Here is a 19,185-nt window from a genome sequence, read left to right on the forward strand (position 1 = left end):
TAGCGTGCGCTGTATTAACGTTTGAACGCCCTAATTTTTTCAACAACATAATCGACGTGTTCCATTGGCATTGATGGTGATATTGGCAGGCTCAAAATTTCGGCGGAAAGTCTTTCTGCTATAGGTAAAGATCTGTTCATATCATTGGAATAACATTTTTGCTGATGAGGTGGAATAGGATAGTGTACTAATGTCTCGATACCGTTTGCTTTTAAGTGAGCTTGTAACTCGTCCCGTTGGTTGCTACGTATAACGTACAGGTGCCAAGCAGGGATAGCCCATTCCGGAACAAAGGGGACGATTACATCGGAGTCACTCAATCCTTCCGTATAGCGCCGAGCGATCTGTCTACGGTTTTCGTTTGCTCTACTCAGAACCTTTAGTTTTATCCGCAGAAAAGCTGCCTGCATCTCATCCAGTCTTGAGTTGTAACCAAGAGAGTCATGCTGATATTTGATAAGTGAACCATAGTTTCTTAATTCTCTAACTTTCTTTGCAATAGCTTTATCGTTGGTTAATATTGCGCCCCCGTCACCTAATGCTCCAAGATTCTTTCCAGGGTAAAAGCTCGTTGCCGCTGCATGTCCCAGGCTACCGGCTGGGCGATTACGATACAATGCTCCCTGAGATTGCGCAGCATCTTCAATAACTATTAATTTATGTTTTTCAGCGACAGCATTTATTGTATCCATATCCGCAGGTTGCCCATAAAGGTGCACAGGAATAATTGCTGCTGTCGAAGGGGTAATCGCCGCCTCGATAGATTGGACAGAGATATTATAGGTGTCTGGGTCTGGCTCAGTTGCTATGGGAGTTGCGCCAGTGCGAGTGACCGCTAACCACGTCGCGATGAATGTATTTGATGGCACGAGGACTTCGTCACCAGGACCAATGCCATAAGCAACAAGGAGTAAATGAAGCGCATCTAGGCCAGTGCCCACGCCAATGCAAAAATCTGTTTTGCAGTAATCTGAAAACTCTGACTCAAAAGCTTCAAGCTCTTTACCTTGAATATACCAGCCAGACTCCATGACACGATTGAACGCTGCGGTCATCTCACTTTTCGTTGCATCATTTACCAACTTCAAGTCAAGAAATGGTATTTTCATGATTTGCTCTCTAATACTGCCTGGAGGAAGTCTTCGTAGTTTCTGAAGTAATCGCTCTCGTCGTAGAAATCGGATGCCAAGACCATGCATACAGCCGCCGATGAGAAGTTGTCTAAATCTCTCCACATCATGGGAGGGATATATAGTCCATAGTAAGACCGATTCAGGTGGAAAGTCTTCTGCTCGTGACCGTCATCTAGTGTCACATCGAAGCTTCCTGAAATAGAAATCATAAGCTGATGGAGATTTCGATGGCCGTGAGCTGCTCGACTGGCACCACCTGGTACGTCGTAGAGATAATAAGTACGTTTTATATCGAAGGGAATGTGGCGCCCCGACTCGATAAAGGTTAAGTTGCCTCGCTGATCTGTGATCTTAGGTAAATCGATAATTCTACAATTATGTAGCGGCATTTTCGAGCTCCAAAATTTGTGTTTTTGGAATAAAGAACAGCACGGTTTCATATATGCATTCTGTGTAGTGACGCATATACACTTCGTAGTCGTTACGAATGGAAAGTATGAACTCTGGTAGTTTCCAGAAATCACCTGGTTTGTGATAAACGCTGATGGCCAAGCGTGGATGGTAGTTGAGAATAGTATTGCGGGCACCTTCTAGAGCTGCGGCTTCCTCTCCTTCGATGTCAATTTTTATGAAAGAAATTGGCTCGTTCAGCACGTTATCCAGTTTATCTACGTTTATGACTACAGAGCCGTGCTCCGACACCGTTGAGGCAGAGCCTTGAACGTCGATTTTCAATTCTGCTTTGGTGTTAGAGAGTCCAAGATTATGTATATGGATGTTAGGGTGCCCTTTGAGGCCATTCAAGCAGTCTTGATAGTTGTTAGGCTCAGGTTCAAATACGTGAATCGATTTGTATTCAGGGCATCGTTTGATAAACTCAAGGCTAGTAAAACCGTTGAATCCTCCTACGTCTATAAAAGTTTCGCCTTCGGCACGCAAGTCCAAAAACTCTTCAAAATACTGTAGATCTTCTCTCCACGAAAACCCCTCGAGATGTTTGATATCATAGTCAAGCCTGAAACTGACCAGCTTTTTGAATATGTGCTTTGATTCTTTATCGCAAAGAGTTTGATAAATCCACTCGTATTTCTCTTTGTTTTTGCTGAAATCTTCTTGGAAATTTTCATTGAAGCGCATCGGGGTCAATGAAAATCCGGAGTATTTGTAAAATGCGAAGTAATCAAGATTTCTTAGGTTGGCCTCATCTAGTCGCTGCTTGGCGGAAAGTGGGCGTCCTCCGGCGACATTCAGTACTAATGCATCTTTTGGGATGTCTGTCAGTTTCACAATAGGACGACCAAGGTATTCGATGTCGCTTGTGTGGTCATCTATAAACCCATCCACCGCTATTTGTTTTGCTACGCTTGCAGCATATATATTTCGCCCCAAAATGTATTTTTTACTAGTAGTACCATTGTGGAACTCAGAGCAGAAGGCTCGAGCATTTTCTACATCACTTGTTAAATTTTCATTCTTTAGAATAGAGAAGCTCATACGACTTTCTCCCAGCACTTATTTATGGAAGATCGAGAAATTGCTTCAAGCATCTGTAGTCCTTCTAAGGATTCATTAATACCAAAAACATATTCTTGAGAGTGACTGCCTTTTTTCAATAAATAGCACTCAAGCGCATCCGCCACGTCGTAGTAATAATTTGCAAAGGCTTCTATGAAGCCAGCAGGATGTCCGGCTTTGAATCTGGTGTAACGGGGCTGATTAGAGATATTTATATTGTTGCTTGCACGGTCAACTAGAAGACGATTTCCAGAGTTATCCGCCATATTGAGATGTTCGGGATTTTCTTGTATCCATTCAGCCGAGCCATTACTTCCGAAAACTCTTAGTTTCAAGCCATTCCGGTAGCCCAACGCTGATTTGCTGTACCAAATGTTACATGTTAAGTCGTTGGAGTAATTGCTTAAGCAGGAAATGCTGTCGGTAACTTTCTTGAAGTTTCCATATGATTTGCTAGTTGATACTACCTCCAGCGGACGCTCCCCAGTAAGAAAACGGATCATCATATGAATATGAACGCCCAGATCGAGAGAAAGCGTTGGTATTTGATTGTCCTGCAGTCTCCACTCTTGTGGTATGAGTGGTAAACCACCAGCTCCTAATCGAGCAAAGCCTTCCTGAGGCATCTCGATTTGGACTTGCTGTATCTTTCCCAAATGACCGCGCTGGATCATATATTTGAGTTCGCGAAGTATCGGAAAACCAGTGTAATTATATGTAACTGCAAGAAACCCCTGTGATGATAGTAGCTTCTCTCGAATCGAGATTGCTTCTTCAACAGACCCTACCAAAGCCTTTTCGCAAATAACAGGCAGACCTGCTTCTAGGCACCGAATGACATGGTCTGCATGTTGATCTTGAGGTGTCATGATTGCGACAGCGTCGATTTTACGCGTCTCGTTTGATAGAAATTGATCAAGGTCCGAGTATGAGCGTTCAGGATCAATGCGATATTTTAATGCTGTCGAGCTACTAACTTCTGGCTTTCTGCTAAAGCAGCCGGATACCACCTCAAATCGTTGATCCATTTCAATTGCTGCTCGGTGAGCCCGTCCGACAGCTGAGTCGAAGCCTCCTCCCAAAAAGGCGACTTTTAGCTTTCTTTTATTAAGCGATCCCAAGTTTATGTCGTTCATGCCTGTGTTCCTAATTTCCTTATATCAATGAATTGTGCCAGTTCTGGTGCAATCTTGAGCATTGATTCTTGGTCACTGAACTCAGCGAAAATGATAGCCAATTTGTCGAACGGCGCTTTCTCAAGTATCTCACCGCTCCCTTTAAGCGGAACGATGTCAACACGAGTCGCTGGGAATCTGTAAGAGAAGGAAAAATTAACTAGAGGCTTGTCTCTTGAAACAGTATGACGACAAAAATATTTTTCCCTAGGGGTAGGTACGTTTTGTGGGAGTTCCTGGTCGATAAATGGTCGAACATAAAGCTCTGTATAATCTACTCCAGTGGAGAGCTCGATCATCGAACCATAAAGATCTCCAGGGCAGCGTCTCATACACTCGATGATCCAGGGAGTTTCTCCACTCGCAATGAACTGTGTATGTAATAGGCCGTCACTTAGCTCCAGCTTACTCGCTAATTGTTCTATCTGCGTGCGTACTGATGAGCGAACTTTCTCGGAAATCCCTGAGGGGTAGTTTGAGCAATTGACTTGATATGGATATACTGTGCAATACTCATCAACAAAGAAATCGAATAATATTTCTTTATCTTTGATAAAAGCGGAGTGACTATGCAAATTGCCCTCAATAAATTCTTCGAGGACGACTTCATTGGAGCGGGAGGCAGCATGCGCATGGGAAAGTGCCTCTTGAAGATCCGATAATTTTGATATTTTGGTCACCCCGCGACCACTAAAGCTGTCTACAGGTTTAACTAATAATGGAAGCTTGAGAGTACTTGCGTCTAATGTGGCCCCTTCCTTTTGATGTATGAATTTAGGCGCCGATAGGGAGGTTTTTTCTGCAAATTTGCGAAACTCACGTTTGTTATGAAGAATTTGTGCAGTGTCTAGTTTGTCAAAACCCAAATAGCCATGCTTTTCAGCAACGGCAACACATGACATATAAGCATAGTCATTACAACTGGGAACTATATAATCAAATTTATGCTCTTCAACCAAGCGTAACAACTCTTCTGGCTTTGAGTAGTCAATGTAAAATGATTCATCTGCATATTGATGGCATGGATCTGTTTTCAAATTGCCACAAACAGACACATGAAGATCGAACCTTTTTAAGGTAAAGAAAATCGGCGAAGCACTAAAGCTGCTGCCGACGAGCAATGCTCTTTTTTGATTAGTCATACTTATTACCTTTTAGGTACATTGCTACTATAGTTTCTGGTTCACCATCCGCAACTATTTTTCCGTGATCCATCCAGATGACTCTATTGCATAGTGACTTCAATAAGTCGTGATCATGAGAAACCATTATCATAATGTTGGCATTGTCAATCATGTCGTGCATCCTTGCTCTTGCTTTAGTTAGAAAGGCGGCATCGCCACCAGCAAAAATTTCGTCAAGTATTAATATGTCCGGATGCATCGCAGTGGCAAGTGAGAATGCTAAACGCATATACATCCCGGTCGAATAATATTTAACGGGAGTGTCAATAAACTCTTCAAGTTCTGCGAATGCAATAACTTCAGACTCAATCTGCTTGATCTGATTTTTTGAGTGCCCCAAAATTGAACCGTTCAAATAAATATTTTCGCGGCCGGTAAACTCGGGATGAAAGCCTGCACCAATTTCGATTAAAGGGGCGATTTTTCCACTTATCGTGATTTTTCCATTTTCGGGCTGATATATTTTACATATAGCTTTCAGAAGGGTGCTTTTTCCAGCACCATTGTGCCCAACTATACCGACACGTTCCCCGGACTCTATTTTAAAGGAGACACCATTTACTGCAGAAAAATTACTATAGCTCGGTTGGCGTTTTCTACTTAGATAGTTCGAGAAATATTCTTTTAGTGACGGAGAACTGTTATGGTATATACGAAAATCTATAAAGAGCTCTTCAACTTGAATGCTAGACATGGCAGATTACAACCTAAATATTATTTTTTTCTCTTGGCGAGAAAAAATGAAAAGCCCGCAGGCCATTGAAATTATGGCAAAGCTAATTGCCTGTGTAAGGGTATGAATGCTGGGTAAGGTTGCTTCATATAAAGATGCACGGAAGAGCTCAATAAATGGGTTAAATGGATTCATAGCTACAACCCATCCAATTGAACCGCTTAGCAAGTCTTTCTTGTATAAAACAGGTGAAAGAAAGAACAAGCCTTGCATCGCAATGACAACAACATACTGTAGGTCGCGAAAGAAGACTGTCAAAACTGACATGATCAGAGCGACACCAAATGAAAATAAGAATAGCAAGAGAAAGGCAACTGGAACAAAAAAAGCAGTCCAGGTAAAAGAGCCGCCACTTACAAGCACGATTGAAAATAGTGCTATGAAAGAAAGCGCACTGTCTATGAGTAGTGCGCAACAGACGCTTAAAGGGAAAATGATTTTTGGTAGATATATTTTCTTGATCAATCCTTCATTGATTATAAAGGAAGATCCAGCTTGTACTACCACTGAGTTGAAAAATGTCCAAGGGATCATTCCGGCGAAAAGGAAGACTGCAAATGACTTTAACTCTGTTTTGAACAAACTTGAAAAAACCACTGCCATGACAGACATCATCAATAAAGGGTTAATCAAGGTCCATAAGTAACCTAAGGCGGTGCGGCGATAACGTAATATCAGTTGCTGGGTGACTAATTGATAAAGTACGTTACGGCTACCGTTTAGCTCAAAAAGTAGCTCTGAAAGTCTAGAGATCATTGCAATTGTTTTCCCTTAATGGTGGACCGTAAATCAATATAGAGGAGCAAATGTTAAGATTTTGATTTCTAAGCTACCAAGAGTCAATCCTCGACTAGTATTTAAGATCACTTATGGTGATTAATAGCTCTATGCCTGAGTTTATTATGCTGTGAACGCGTCGTCGAGATAGGTTTTTATATTTTGAGTATTGTCAATAACTCTCCAGCGGCTTTTATTCACCTCAGTCAATGGATGGGCAGAGAAAAGAGGCGGAGCAGCAGAGGGAGAAAGCGACAAATCGCCAAAGTATTCTGCGAGAGTCATGCCACTATCGACACAGGCGTTGGAAGGCGTAAATGTATTGCATCTATTCTGCTCTAAGTTCTTACTCATTTCGACCTCAAGGGCTAGCTCGACTAACATCCTGATGAGCTGCTTGAGGCAATCACTCTGGCAGGCGATATTTTCATGTTGTTGCAACTGGCTAGAAAAAACTATCTTCCAATTTAGGCCATACAGGTACATATTTTAATTTTCTATGCGCTGATCTCGATAACTGGTTGCGGTATGAGCAGTTTTCTTCCTAGGTTATTGGTTAGATAGAGCTTGGCTCGCGATTTAAGCAACCACTTTTTCCTCAAATGCAGGCTGCATTTAGATATTTTTATTTTGAGTGAAGGCTAATTGATGCTGCTCGGTGGCTCGTTCAATTATCTCACTGTGGAACTTCGGCTATAATAAAAAGATATAACTTATGTATTGATGGCATATGCTTCTTAACCTTGCATTGCTTACAAAAATATTACTTGTTATTTCTTGAAAATGCGAAAAATCAGAGGGCTTTTCCGTCTTCAACCTCTTGCTGATAGTAAAGGTACGGCATCTGGGCACAAGTCAAATTGTGCCAATGATAAAATTTATTGATTCCATGATTGTAATTTGTTTTTTCTATAGCTGGAATTGGTAATTGTTCTCACTTTCTAGCTCTGTGTCTAGCTGTTATCGGGGGTGTTGTCGGACCTTACTATTTCGTATGGCGTTTAGCCACGATCTGAAGGCCATTATTTGTTCAGATGACACAAGTTTTGAAATCATAGTTTTTTATGCTGCGACAGGCTAGCAGACAAGGTTTCTGGCCCTGAGCCAAATTGTCTATTGTGGGCCTCACCTCTGCAGTATTGGATATTTAACCGCCCTCTCAGCGCTTGTGCAACGGGTTGGAAGCCAAGGTGTGCAGTTGCAAGCGTTAATCGTTAGCAGGCTGCGTGACAGGCGAATCATGTAGTAGTAAAGGCTCACCATTTCTTGAGCATTATCCAGTCGGTGAGCTCAATTGGTTGGACTCATCAGATTGATCTGGAGTATTTCCTCGTATCCGTCGTCGATACGCCAAGCGGGCTGACGCGCATGAATGGAAGCCACTCAACGCAAGGTTTCCAGGGCGTGTGCTTTTTAGGGAGGAGCCATCTGGCGAACTATTGGTGATTGAGCCACGTATGGACAACGAGCTCAGAGCCTTTGGTGGTTGGCTGATATATTGTCATTTTGAGGGTTTTCTGGTCGTAGAGGTCAGGCGATTTCTCTACGTGGGCTGACGTTACTGCGCGCTGTGCCCTTCATTGAAATGCCAGTGGGCTATGGCCTTTATTTTTAGATAATGGGCCCGTGATAGCTGATTAGTCTGGGGATTCTAACGCCCCCTTTTTTACGGGTACAGGGGGCTTTTTTCTTGGACAGGCGATGCTTATGAAGTAGGACATGTTGGGCGGGCGTTTATGTTGACTCAAAGTAGTAGGTTTATTTCGTTTGTCATACGAAGCAGTTCAGGTTGTTAGCTGAGCTGTAGGGATGGAGTTAATTCAAGCATTAAAAAGCCGGCTTGTGGCCGGCTTCTCGGGGACTGGCTTGGTTCATTTTTGGTAAACCGCACCAGCCTTCAAAACGTACACCCAGCTCTTGCGGCTGGCTGTGGGACTGGGCGGGAAAGTCATCCGCTTCGTCGGGCGATCTGACCGCAGAAAGGGTCGATGCGCAAATGTGGGGCGCAGCATACGCAGGTTCGCCGGGAATTCCCAGTGCAAAGCGCGATCCAGAGGCCTTGAGGGCGAAAATAGTGCGTGGGAATGTGTTGCGCGATGCGTATCTGGTGCAAGCCCGTTCGCCGGCAAGCCGGTTGCTGCGGGAAATCGCGGGCACAAAAAAGCCCCGATCACTCGGGGCTTTCTCTTGAAGCGTGTCGCTAGCAGCTTGCAGCTGCTTCTCAGCCTTTGTAGGCCGCGACCGACTTCAGGATCTCGGCACGGGCCGCGTCAGCGTTGCCCCAACCGTCGATCTTCACCCACTTGCCTTTTTCGAGGTCTTTGTAGTTCTCGAAGAAGTGCTTGATCTGTTCCAGCAGCAGGGCTGGCAGGTCGGTGTATTCCTTCACGTCGACGTACAGCTGGGACAGCTTGTCGTGAGGAACCGCGATCACTTTGGCATCGCCGCCGCCGTCGTCGGTCATGTTCAGGATGCCCACTGGACGGGCGCGGATTACCGAGCCTGGCGCTACTGGGTAAGGGGTCACTACCAGCACGTCGAGGGGGTCGCCGTCGTCAGCCAGGGTGTTGGGGATGAAGCCGTAGTTGGCCGGGTAGAACATGGGGGTGGCCATGAAACGGTCAACGAACAGGCAGTCGCTGTCTTTGTCGATTTCGTACTTGATCGGCGCGTGGTTGGCCGGGATTTCGATAGCGACGTAGATGTCGTTCGGCAGGTCTTTGCCCGCCGGAATCTTGCTGTAGCTCATTGGGCGTTGCCCCCGTTAGTTGACCAAATGACTTGGCCGGATTGACCAAAAAGTGGCGGCGATTATAGACACACTCCGCTACCGATGCCACGTGCCAAGGGTCGTAGAACCTTGGTTGTACTGTCGCGCAGAGCGGTTCGGCTGTACCGCGCGACCGGTGGTTTTACCATCGGTCGCCAGGCGGGGAAGTTGTCTTTCAACCGGCCTGCAGATGAACAACGTAATAGCGCGACAGGAACTTAGTGGTGCGTTTGATAGACCGGGTCTTCAGCCTGAAGTTGCTGTAGCCGGGCCAGGGGATTCTGCCGATAAAACAGCTGCAACTGTGCATAGACTTTCGGATAGGCCGCCACCAGCAAGTCCGGGGCGCTGAAGAAGTATTCGCTGGTGACGGCGAAGAACTCGGCCGGGTTTTCCGCTGCGTAGGGATCGATGGCGGTTTCGGCGTCCGGGTCGTGGTCGAGCTGACGGTTGAGGTCGTCGTAGGCGCTCTGCATCACCTGGGCCCAGTCGCTGACTCGCATGTCGCTGTGCAGCGGCGGCAGGCCATTGGCGTCGCCGTTGAGCATGTCCAGCTTGTGGGCCAGTTCGTGGATCACCAGGTTGTAGGCTTCCCAGCCGCCGCTGGCTTGCACCCCGGGCCAGGCAAGGATGATCGGCCCCTGTTGCCAGGCTTCGCCACTGTGCTCGCCATCCCACTCATGCTCGATACCGCTGGCATCGCGGTGGCGCTGGGGGCTGAGGAAGTCGTCGGGGTAAAGGATGATTTCGTGGAAGCCCTGGTACCAGTTCAGGTCGCCCAGGTGCAGCAGCGGCAGTTGCGCCTGGGCCGCCAGCAGCAGGCGCTGTTCCTGATGCAGTTCCACGCCGGGCAGGGTGGTGAGGTGCTTGTCGTCCAGGAACAGCACGCTGGCTTCGCGTAGCCACTGGTCCTCGGCGGCGCTGATGCCGTCGAGGAACGGTAGTTGCTGGCGTACCCGCTGCCAGGTGTTATCGCTGACCGGATGCTTGGCCAGCCGGCGCTTGCGGCGCCAGGCGCTGAGGGACCACATAAGGTTTAGCGGGTTTCGACTTTTTCAGCACTGCGGGCCAAGCGGCTGCGCAGCACGCCAATGATCATCGGCACCAGGGACAGGAGGATGATGGCGACCACCAGCAACGAAAGGTTTTTCTTGATGAACGGCACGTTGCCGAAGAAGTAGCCCAGGGTCACCAGGCCGCCGACCCAGAGAATGGTGCCGGCCACGCTGAAGGCAAAGAACCGCGGGTAGGGCATGCGGGCCACACCGGCGACGAAGGGTGCGAAGGTGCGGATGATCGGCAGGAAGCGGGCCAGGGTCACGGTCTTGCCACCGTGTTTCTCATAGAAGTCGTGGGTTTTCTGCAAGTAGTCGCGGCGGAAGATCTTCGAGTTGGGGTTGCTGAACAGGCGTTCGCCCGCCGTTCGCCCGATCACGTAGTTGGTGCTGTCGCCAAGGATGGCCGCCAGCATCAGCAGGCCGCCCAGCAGCACCGGGTCCATGCCGCCGCCCGCAGCGACTGCACCGGCGATGAACAGCAGGGAGTCGCCCGGCAGGAACGGCGTCACCACCAGGCCGGTTTCGCAAAAAATCACCAGGAACAGGATGGCGTAGATCCAGGGCCCGTAGTTGGTCACCAGCATGTCGAGGTAAACGTCGAGATGAAGGATTAGGTCGATCGGGTTGAAATCCATGGGGGCACCTGTGGTGACAGCCTGGCTCTGCAGGCCTGTGCGATGACTCGAAGAAAGGGACTACAAGGGGGATGTAGCTTTTCTTACGATCCGAAAAGTTCGGCATTATAAAGGCTGACAGGTGAAATGCGCGTTCAGATTGTAGCCGGGCGTTTCGGTTTGCGAGGGGGAGCAAACGCAGAGGATTTGATGTTCACCGCAGCTGATAAAGCGGCCCTGAGGCCGCTTTTTTGTGGGTCAGTCATCGCTCAGCGGCAATATGTAGTTCTTGAATTCGGTGTCTTCGCGAAACCCCATGGACTCATAGGTTTTCTGTGCCACGGCGTTGTTGCTGCTGGTGGAAACCCGCAGCCGCACGGCATTGGATTCCTTGGCCATTTTCTTCGCGGTGCGCATCAGGTTGTCGGCCACCAGCTGGCGGCGGGCGTCTTCGGCGACGTAGATGTCGTTGAGAATCCACACGCGCTTGAGGGACAGCGAAGAAAAACTCGGGTACAGCTGGCAAAAGCCCAGCAACTTGCTGCTGTCATCATCGGCCAGGGCCAGGTAGATCACCGATTCCTTGCGTCGCAGGCGCTTTTCCAGAAAGGCCCGGGACGAGTCCGGATAAGGCAGGGCGCCATAGAATTCACGGTATTTGACGAAAAGCGGGGTCAACAGATCCAGGTGCTCGAGGGTTGCTTGAGTAATCCGCATGGGTAGCTCTCAACTTCAAGTGGATGTGACGGCACAGGTTGGATGACTCGGGCAGCCGTGTCCCGATGCTGCCCAAAGCGCTGAAAAAGCGCAATCGTCTTGCAACGTCACGCTTGAGGTGGGTCCAACAGGAAATTGCCCTTCATATTCGCCGGAGAATCGCTGTCCAGGGTCTGTATCTGTGCCTCGTCCTTGAGATTCACCCCCGACAGTTGCCGACGGCAGGCTTCGCGCATCAGGTACAGCAGGCGGTGGGCGGCCATGCCGTAGCTCAGGCCCTCCAGGCGCACGTTGGAGATGCAGTTGCGGTAGGCGTCGGTCATGCCGACTTTTGGCTGATAGGTGAAATACAGCCCCAGGCTGTCGGGCGAGCTGAGTCCGGGGCGTTCGCCGATCAGGATCACGGTCATCTTGGCCCCTAGCAACTCGCCGATTTCGTCGGCCACCGCCACCCGGCCTTGCTCCACCAGGATCACCGGCGACAGCGACCAGCCCTCGGCGGCGGTCTGCTCTTCCATGCGCGCCAGGAATGGCAGGGTGTGGCGATGCACCGCCAGCGCCGACAAGCCGTCCGCCACCACCACCGCCAGGTCGACCCCGCCGGGATGGGCACTGGCGTAGTCGCGCAGGCTCTGGGCCGATTCATCACTGAGCCGGCGCCCCAGATCGGGGCGTTGCAGGTAACTGTGGCGATCCGTGGCGGCGCTGTGCACCAGCAGGCTGTCACGGCCGCGCTCGGCCAATTGGGAGCGCAGGTTCGCGTGGTCGAAAGGCAGGTGCACCGCGTCCCGGGCCTGGGCGTGGGCGAACTGGAAGTCCAGCTGGGCGCCGGTGGGCAGGCTGGTGCCGGTACGGCCCAGGGCAATGCGTGCCGGGGTCAGGCGGCGCAGCTCCAGCCAGGGGTTTTGCGAGTCGCTCGGATGTTTTTGCATGAGCCTGTTCCTTATCCCAACTGGGCCAGCGCCTGGCGGAACGCCGGCGGCAGGTTGTTGCCGAAATGCACCTTGCCATCGGCCTGGGTGAAGATGCCGGTCCTGGCCAGCCACTGCTCGAATTCGGGGGCTGGTTTCAGGCCGAGGGTCTGGCGGGCGTAGAGCGCGTCGTGGAAGGACGTGGTCTGGTAGTTGAGCATGATGTCGTCGGAGCCGGGGATGCCCATGATGAAGTTGATCCCGGCCACGCCCAGCAGGGTCAGCAGGGTGTCCATGTCGTCCTGGTCGGCCTCGGCGTGGTTGGTGTAGCAGATGTCGCAACCCATGGGCACACCCAGCAGCTTGCCGCAGAAGTGATCTTCCAGCCCGGCGCGGATGATCTGCTTGCCGTTGTACAGGTATTCCGGGCCGATGAAGCCGACCACGGTGTTCACCAGGAACGGCTTGAAATGCCGGGCCACGGCGTAGGCGCGGGTCTCGCAGGTCTGCTGGTCGACGCCGAAGTGGGCGTTGGCCGACAGGGCGCTGCCCTGGCCGGTCTCGAAGTACATCAGGTTCTGCCCGAGGGTGCCGCGGTTCAGGCTCAGGCCCGCTTCGTAGCCTTCCTTGAGCACGTTGAGGTTGATGCCGAAACTGGCGTTGGCCGCTTCGGTGCCGGCAATCGACTGGAACACCAGGTCCAGGGGCACGCCGCGGTTGATGGCTTCGATGGAAGTGGTGACGTGGGTCAGCACGCAGGCCTGGGTCGGGATTTCGTAGCGCTGGATGATGGCGTCGAGCATTTCCAGCATGGCGCAGATCGAGGCGATGCTGTCGGTGGCCGGGTTGATGCCGATCATGGCGTCGCCGTTGCCGTACAGCAGGCCGTCGAGAATGCTTGCGGCAATGCCCGCCGGCTCATCGGTGGGGTGGTTGGGCTGCAGGCGGGTGGACAGGCGCCCGCGCAGGCCCAGGGTGCCGCGAAACTTTGTCACCACGCGAATCTTCTGCGCCACCAGCACCAGGTCCTGCACGCGCATGATCTTCGACACCGCGGCGGCCATCTCCGGGGTCAGGCCTGGGGCCAGGGCCCGCAGGCTCTGCTCGTCGGCGGCGTCGCTGAGCAGCCAGTCGCGAAAGCCGCCCACGGTCAGGTGGCTGACCGTGGCGAAGGCCTGTTTGTCATGGCTGTCGATGATCAGCCGGGTGACTTCGTCGGTTTCGTAGGGAATCAGCACCTCTTCGAGAAAGTGCTTCAAGGGGATATCCGCCAGGGTCATCTGGGCGGCGACCCGCTCGCCGTCGTTGAGGGCGGCAACCCCGGCCAGAAAGTCGCCGGAACGGGCCGGACTGGCCTTGGCCATGACGTCCTTGAGGCTGTCGAAGCGATAGGTCTGAGAACCTACGCTGTGGGAAAATTGGGCCATCTCAGTCTCCGTTTCAACGATATAGGGGCGTTGCCGAGTGCTGGCGGATCATCAGGATGCCACCTTCTTCAGCAGGTTTTCCAGGCGGTTGCCGGCAGCCCTGTGCTGGAGGATGGCAAAGGCCTTTTCCGCCACCAGGCTGCCGCCTTCCAGCGGTGGCAGGCCACCGCGGTAGATGTTCGAGATCACGGTGTATTCGTAGCGAATGTCCGGGTTGCCGCTGAACTGCGCGGCGGCGCGGCGGGCCTGGTCGTCCGGCAGGCGGTAGCCCAGGTAGGCGGACATGCTGCGCGAGGCCAGGGCATCACCGCCGGGGCGCTCGCCGATCAGCACGATGATCAGTTGCGGTTGCAGCGCTTCGCCCACCGATTCCGCCAGCTTGACCCGGCCATAGGGCGCGAGGATCGGCTGGCCGATGCGCAGCTCGCGGCTCTGCAGGCCATCCAGCAGCACCGGCAGCAGTTCGGGAATGTTGTGGTGGATGGCTTCGGCGCTGAGGCCGTCGGAAATCACGATCTGCACATCGTTGTATTCCGGTTGCAGGCGCTGCAGCACCTCCTCGGTCAGCCGCGCGCCCAGCTCCGGGTCTTGCAGGTGAGCCAGCTTGTCCGGGGCCGCGGTGCGCAGCTCGCGCAAAGCAATGGCGGCGATTTCGGCGGGGCGCAGGTCGACGTAGATCGCTTCCCGGGCCACCGCCAGGTTGGCCCGCACCGTGCGCGACACCCTGTTGGCCGGCCGCGGGCCGGCGTTGTCGAAGCCGTAGGTGGCCGGGGTGGATTCCAGCAGGCGCTGGAAGTCGATGTCCGACGCGCAGAAGATCCTCGGATTGCCCCAGTTCGGCCCGCGCTCCACGTTGCCGTGGGCATCCTCCTGGAAAATCCCCTTGCCCAGGGCCCAGCGCAGGTATTCCGGGGCCGGTGCCAGGTCGTGGACTTCGCGCAGGGTCTGGTTGTCGTGGGCGCTGGTGTCGAAGTAGGCGAGCATGCGATCGGTGCTCAGGTACACGTCCATGAAGAAGTTGGCGCCGGCGGCGGTCAGCAGTTCGGTGGCCATCTGCTGGCCTTCCAGGGTCACCTGGGAGTGCAGGGTGTAGCAGGGCGCCATGCCCATGGGCAGCCCCAGCAGCTTGCCCATGAACTGGTCCTGCAGGCAGGAGTAGGTCATCTCGAAGTTGTCGAGGTGGGTTTCCGGGCCGATGAAGCCGGTGACGTTGTTCACCATGTACGGTCGATAACGCCGGGCCAGCCCGTAGCACAGGGCCTCGCAGGTGGCCATGTCGATGCCTTCGTGCTTGCCGTAGGTCAGCTCGCTGCCCTGGCCGGTCTCGAAGTACATGAAGTTTTCCGCCACCTCCCGCAGCGGGCCGCGTTCGGCCATGGTCTGCCAGGCCTGGTCGAGCAACTGCACGGTGACGTCGAATTCGTCGGTCAGGGTGCGTTCGGTGCCGGCCAGGCTCTGGAACATGATCTCCACCGGCGCGCCCTGGTCGAGGCAGGCCAGTTGGGTCTTGATGTGGGAGAGCACGCAGATCTGCGTCGGCGCCCCGGTTTCCCGGCGCAACTTGTCCAGGTGGTGCAGGGTGGCGCTGATGTTCTCCACAGTGTCGATGGCCGGATTGAGGCCGATCAACGCATCCCCCGAGCCCATGCTCAGCCCGGTGTAGACCAGCAAGGTGATGCCGCTGAGGTTGTCGGTGGGATGGTTGGGCTGCAACCGTGACGACAGGGTGCCGGGCAGGCCCACCAGGGTGCGGGCCTTGGCCGCCGCGCCGCTCTTGAGTTTTTTCGACAGCAGGATCAGCTCGTGCACATCCAGCAGCTTGGCCAGGGCCGCCGCCATCACCCCGGTCAGGGCCGTGCCGATACGGCGTATTTCGGTGCCGTGGCTGCGCAGCAGGCGATCTTTCAGGGCGCCCAGGGTCAGTGGGGCGATCTCGTCGAAGACGCCGTGGTCGATGTCGTAGTTGACCTGCATGACGCTGTCGATGCGCCCGTGGCGATCGGTCAGCGGATGCTGGAAGTAGTGATCCAGGGTCAGCTCGGAGAGCACCTTGCGCGCCGCCTCGCGGGTGATTTCATCAGCCGCCGCGAGCCCTGCCACCCGGTCGCCGGCCTTGCTGATGTCGGCGGCGCCGAGCACCGCCTTGAGGCTGCTGAAGGCGATCTCGCGATCCAGCACCCGGGTGCTGTAGCCACGCTCGGCCGGGACGGCGGGAAGGCGGATGTGCTGCAGTTCGGTGAGTGACATGGCAAGAGGCTCCTTGGCCGGCATCGGCATCAGTGCACGCCGTAAAAGGCGACGGGCACGATGTGCCGATGGGGTGTTCCCAGATTGATGAAATGCGCCGAACGCTCGCGCACTTCATCGATGACGATCAGGTTGCAAGAACTGCGCCCCCAATCCGTGGCGTAGTTGCCCAGGACCTTGCCGACGTTGCTTTCCAGCAACAGCACCAGCGGCCATTGAGGTTCGGGCTGGGCGGCGCCCAGGGCCCGGCACAGCAGGGCCCCCAGTTGGCGGATTTCATCCAGGTCCGGCGCCTGGCCGCTATCGAGCAGTTGCAGGCAGGCACCGTCGCGGCTGCTCAAGGCCAGGGCCAGGGCGTCGTCCAGTTGTTGCCGTGAGGCGTTCATCGGCAGGCGGGCGACGATGGGCAGGTCCTTGAGCGGCAGCACTTCGGGCCGGGGCAGGAACAGGGTGCTGCCGGAGATTTCGGTGTTGTGCAGGGTCAGGCCGTAGACCGTGGCCCGGCCGCGGTTTTCCGGCTGCAGGTGGCCGGCATCCCGGACCAGTCGTGGGTGGCGGGCGATGGCCAGGGCCAGATCGATGCCCAGGTCGCCGTAATAGGTAATGCCCGGCATGGCTTCGCCTTGCAGGTGGCGATAGAGCAGTTCGCCCACACCACCGGAAAAGGTCAGGGCCGGATGGGCATTGTGTTCGGGGAGGATCAACGGCAGTTGCTCGGTCAGTTGCCCCAGCGGGCCGGCAAAGAAGGTGCGATCACCTTCGGCGATGGCGACCAGGGCGTCGACGTACCAGTTGACCACCGCATCCCGCTCCGGGTGGTCGAGCGGCTGGCCAACAGTCTTGTGGATCTGCAGGTGATCGAGCAGCGCCCGGCCGAATTCCGACAGCGCGCTGAGGCGATAACCACCCGGTTCGAACTGCAAGTGCCGGGCGCCGATGAAGTGGCAGCCGCTGGCCAGGACATTGCCGTCCAGGCCCCAGGCTGCGTTGGTGGTGCCGCCGCCGATATCCAGGTTGAGCAGCGGTTGCCCCGGATGACAGCGGCTCAGGGTCGAACAGCTGCCCATGAACGCCAGCCAGGACTCCAGCCCGCCGTCGTCGGCGCGGGAGACCAGTACGTTGCCGATCAGTTGCTCCACCCGTCGTGTCAGGGCCTGGGCGTTGTGCCGCCGCGCCGCCAGGCCGGTAATGATCACGCCCGCGGAAAACAGCTGTTCCGGGCGCACTCCGGCCTGCTCAAGCCAGCATTCGATCAGGCCCTGGATCGCCGCTTCATCGATGATCCGCTCCTTGAACGGGGTAAACACCGGCTCGCCGCGAAACAGCACCCGGGGTTCGTTGAGGGCCATGCGTCCGGTGACGCAATGGCTGCTCAGGCTGGCCTGGGCGATCAGCGCGCTGCTGGTGGTGGAGCCGAAGTCCAGCCCCAGCAGCAACACCGATGTGCCGCCCGTGATGGCTTGCATGCTGGCGTTCCTCGCCGCGCCGGAATCAGGCCGTGGCCTTCTGGCCCGCAGGCTCCGGAGTTTCCAGTGCGGTGCCGCCCAGGTACTCGCCCGGGGCGATGATCCCCGCTGCCCGATCCTGGGCTTCCAGTTGCAGCGCCTTGGGCACCGACAGCCAGTAGGCCAGGCCGACGGCGACGAAACCGGCGCTGATCTTGCCGATCAGCACCGGCAGGATGATGGTCGGCTGGAAGTTGGCGGTGAACGACAGGTGGTCCCCCAGCAGGAAAGCGGCGCAGACCCCGAAGGCGATGTTCACCACCTTGTCCTTGGGCGGCATCAGGCGCACCAGGCGGAACATGGCGAGGATATTGGCGATGGTCGCCAGCATGCCGGCGCTGCCCACGGCGCTGAGGCCGATCTTGCCGCCGAGGTTTTCCAAAGGCTTGCCCAGGTATTTGCGCAGCAGGTAGACCATGGGGAAGGCACCGGCCAGCATGATGCCGATGTAGCCGGCGGTTTCCAGGGCGCGGGTCTGGTCCTGGGCGTCGGCGATGATCGGGTGGAAGCCCCAGCTGCCGAACACCGCGGAGAAGGCCCCGGTGAAGTACTCGACGATGGAGAACACCAGCACCAGCTTGATCGCCGCGTCCATGGCCCGGCCGAAGATGATGAAGCCCTTGATCATCATGTCCGGCAAAAAGCGCAGGCCCAGGGCCAGGGCCACGACGAAGATCAGGATCGGCAGCAGGTTGGCGAAGATGCTGCCCAGGCCCAGGGCCAGTTGGTAGCTGGCTTCACCGTTGGTGCTCACCAGTTCGCGAACTACCGGGTTGCTGAAGGCCAGGATCAGGCTGGCGATCATCACCCCGACAGGGATGGTGAGGATGCCGGACATGATCCCCAGGGCCATGTACTTGTGGTCGCGCTTGTCGAGCATCGCCAGGCCCATGGGGATCGAGAAGACGATGGTGGCGCCGCCCATGAAGCCGGTGATCAACGCCATCACCAGGGCCTCCTTGCTCGCGGCCAGGGCCGAGGCCAGCTGATAGCCGCCCATGTCCGAGGCGATGATCATGGTCGCCGCCAGGGCCGGGTCGGCGCCCAGGGAGTTGAAGAACGGCCCGAAGACGGTTTCGATGACCACGGTGAGATAGGGGATGGAAGCCATGATTCCCGCCGCCGGCACGAAGATGTAGCCGGTGGCGTGGATGCCTTCCATGAATTCTTTGCCCAGGCCCCGCTCGCTGTCGTAGATGGCGGCGAAGGCGCCGAGTACGGCGCAGAGCATGATGAGGTAGAGCACGTAGTTGCCGATCTGATCCATTGCGTTTGTCCCTTGTTATTGTTTTTCAAGCAGGGTCTGTGCACGACTGGTTTGGCGCAGAACTTCCGACAGCAGTGTCCCGTCCGGCCAGCCTTCGGCACCGGATCAGAGCAGGTGAACAATTGCGGCAAGGCCGCGAAAAGGCCTCCCGG

General features: G+C 54.6%; 17 protein-coding genes. All 17 read right to left on the minus strand.

Going from position 1 to position 19,185, the window contains the following annotated elements:
* Window positions 1-14: 14 nt before the first annotated feature.
* Complete coding sequence (locus ACMGG8_RS07645) at window positions 15-1,109, minus strand: DegT/DnrJ/EryC1/StrS family aminotransferase (RefSeq protein ID WP_414159392.1); 1,095 nt, start codon at window positions 1,107-1,109, stop codon at window positions 15-17.
* Entirely contained in the window at window positions 1,106-1,573 is a 468-nt protein-coding gene (locus tag ACMGG8_RS07650; RefSeq protein ID WP_414159393.1) for a sugar 3,4-ketoisomerase, read from the minus strand. Before ACMGG8_RS07650 ends, ACMGG8_RS07645 begins: the two co-directional genes overlap by 4 nt.
* On the minus strand, window positions 1,509-2,627 hold the full coding sequence (locus ACMGG8_RS07655) for an FkbM family methyltransferase (protein ID WP_414159394.1): 1,119 nt from the start codon (window positions 2,625-2,627) through the stop codon (window positions 1,509-1,511). Before ACMGG8_RS07655 ends, ACMGG8_RS07650 begins: the two co-directional genes overlap by 65 nt.
* The gene (locus ACMGG8_RS07660) at window positions 2,624-3,784 is read right to left on the minus strand and encodes a Gfo/Idh/MocA family protein (RefSeq protein ID WP_414159395.1); all 1,161 of its coding nucleotides are present in this window, start codon (window positions 3,782-3,784) and stop codon (window positions 2,624-2,626) included. The genes ACMGG8_RS07655 and ACMGG8_RS07660 overlap by 4 nt, the downstream gene beginning before the upstream one ends.
* Window positions 3,781-4,965, minus strand: coding sequence for an ATP-grasp domain-containing protein (locus ACMGG8_RS07665; RefSeq protein WP_414159396.1), 1,185 nt, complete (start codon window positions 4,963-4,965; stop codon window positions 3,781-3,783). The genes ACMGG8_RS07660 and ACMGG8_RS07665 overlap by 4 nt, the downstream gene beginning before the upstream one ends.
* The gene (locus ACMGG8_RS07670) at window positions 4,958-5,701 is read right to left on the minus strand and encodes an ABC transporter ATP-binding protein (RefSeq protein WP_414159397.1); all 744 of its coding nucleotides are present in this window, start codon (window positions 5,699-5,701) and stop codon (window positions 4,958-4,960) included. Before ACMGG8_RS07670 ends, ACMGG8_RS07665 begins: the two co-directional genes overlap by 8 nt.
* Before the next feature lie 6 nt (window positions 5,702-5,707).
* Window positions 5,708-6,496 (minus strand): ABC transporter permease, encoded by a 789-nt coding sequence (locus tag ACMGG8_RS07675; RefSeq protein ID WP_414159398.1) that lies wholly within the window; start codon window positions 6,494-6,496, stop codon window positions 5,708-5,710.
* 144 nt (window positions 6,497-6,640) lie between these two features.
* Window positions 6,641-7,003: a hypothetical protein gene (locus ACMGG8_RS07680; RefSeq protein ID WP_414159399.1), complete on the minus strand. Its 363-nt coding sequence runs from the start codon at window positions 7,001-7,003 to the stop codon at window positions 6,641-6,643.
* 1,735 nt (window positions 7,004-8,738) lie between these two features.
* Window positions 8,739-9,266: an inorganic diphosphatase gene (gene ppa / locus ACMGG8_RS07685; protein WP_011063696.1), complete on the minus strand. Its 528-nt coding sequence runs from the start codon at window positions 9,264-9,266 to the stop codon at window positions 8,739-8,741.
* A gap of 239 nt (window positions 9,267-9,505) precedes the next feature.
* Window positions 9,506-10,318: a zinc-dependent peptidase gene (locus ACMGG8_RS07690; RefSeq protein ID WP_414159400.1), complete on the minus strand. Its 813-nt coding sequence runs from the start codon at window positions 10,316-10,318 to the stop codon at window positions 9,506-9,508.
* Between the two features lie 5 nt (window positions 10,319-10,323).
* Window positions 10,324-10,980: a DedA family protein gene (locus ACMGG8_RS07695; protein ID WP_060841277.1), complete on the minus strand. Its 657-nt coding sequence runs from the start codon at window positions 10,978-10,980 to the stop codon at window positions 10,324-10,326.
* Window positions 10,981-11,217: 237 nt separating this feature from the next.
* A complete protein-coding gene (locus ACMGG8_RS07700) occupies window positions 11,218-11,676 on the minus strand; it encodes a GNAT family N-acetyltransferase (protein ID WP_016966085.1) in 459 nt (152 codons plus the stop codon).
* Between the two features lie 107 nt (window positions 11,677-11,783).
* A complete protein-coding gene (gene eutC, locus ACMGG8_RS07705; RefSeq protein ID WP_414159401.1) occupies window positions 11,784-12,608 on the minus strand; it encodes an ethanolamine ammonia-lyase subunit EutC in 825 nt (274 codons plus the stop codon).
* A gap of 11 nt (window positions 12,609-12,619) precedes the next feature.
* Window positions 12,620-14,014: an ethanolamine ammonia-lyase subunit EutB gene (locus ACMGG8_RS07710; protein WP_108546164.1), complete on the minus strand. Its 1,395-nt coding sequence runs from the start codon at window positions 14,012-14,014 to the stop codon at window positions 12,620-12,622.
* Between the two features lie 51 nt (window positions 14,015-14,065).
* Entirely contained in the window at window positions 14,066-16,261 is a 2,196-nt protein-coding gene (locus tag ACMGG8_RS07715) for an ethanolamine ammonia-lyase (protein ID WP_060841274.1), read from the minus strand.
* 29 nt (window positions 16,262-16,290) lie between these two features.
* The gene (locus ACMGG8_RS07720) at window positions 16,291-17,727 is read right to left on the minus strand and encodes an ethanolamine ammonia-lyase reactivating factor EutA (protein ID WP_414159402.1); all 1,437 of its coding nucleotides are present in this window, start codon (window positions 17,725-17,727) and stop codon (window positions 16,291-16,293) included.
* Window positions 17,728-17,752: 25 nt separating this feature from the next.
* Window positions 17,753-19,033 (minus strand): ethanolamine utilization protein EutH, encoded by a 1,281-nt coding sequence (gene eutH / locus ACMGG8_RS07725; protein ID WP_047306244.1) that lies wholly within the window; start codon window positions 19,031-19,033, stop codon window positions 17,753-17,755.
* Between the last annotated feature and the right edge of the window lie 152 nt (window positions 19,034-19,185).

This window comes from Pseudomonas sp. BNK-45, assembly GCF_047456255.1.
In the GTDB taxonomy this organism is placed as follows: Bacteria; Pseudomonadota; Gammaproteobacteria; order Pseudomonadales; family Pseudomonadaceae; genus Aquipseudomonas.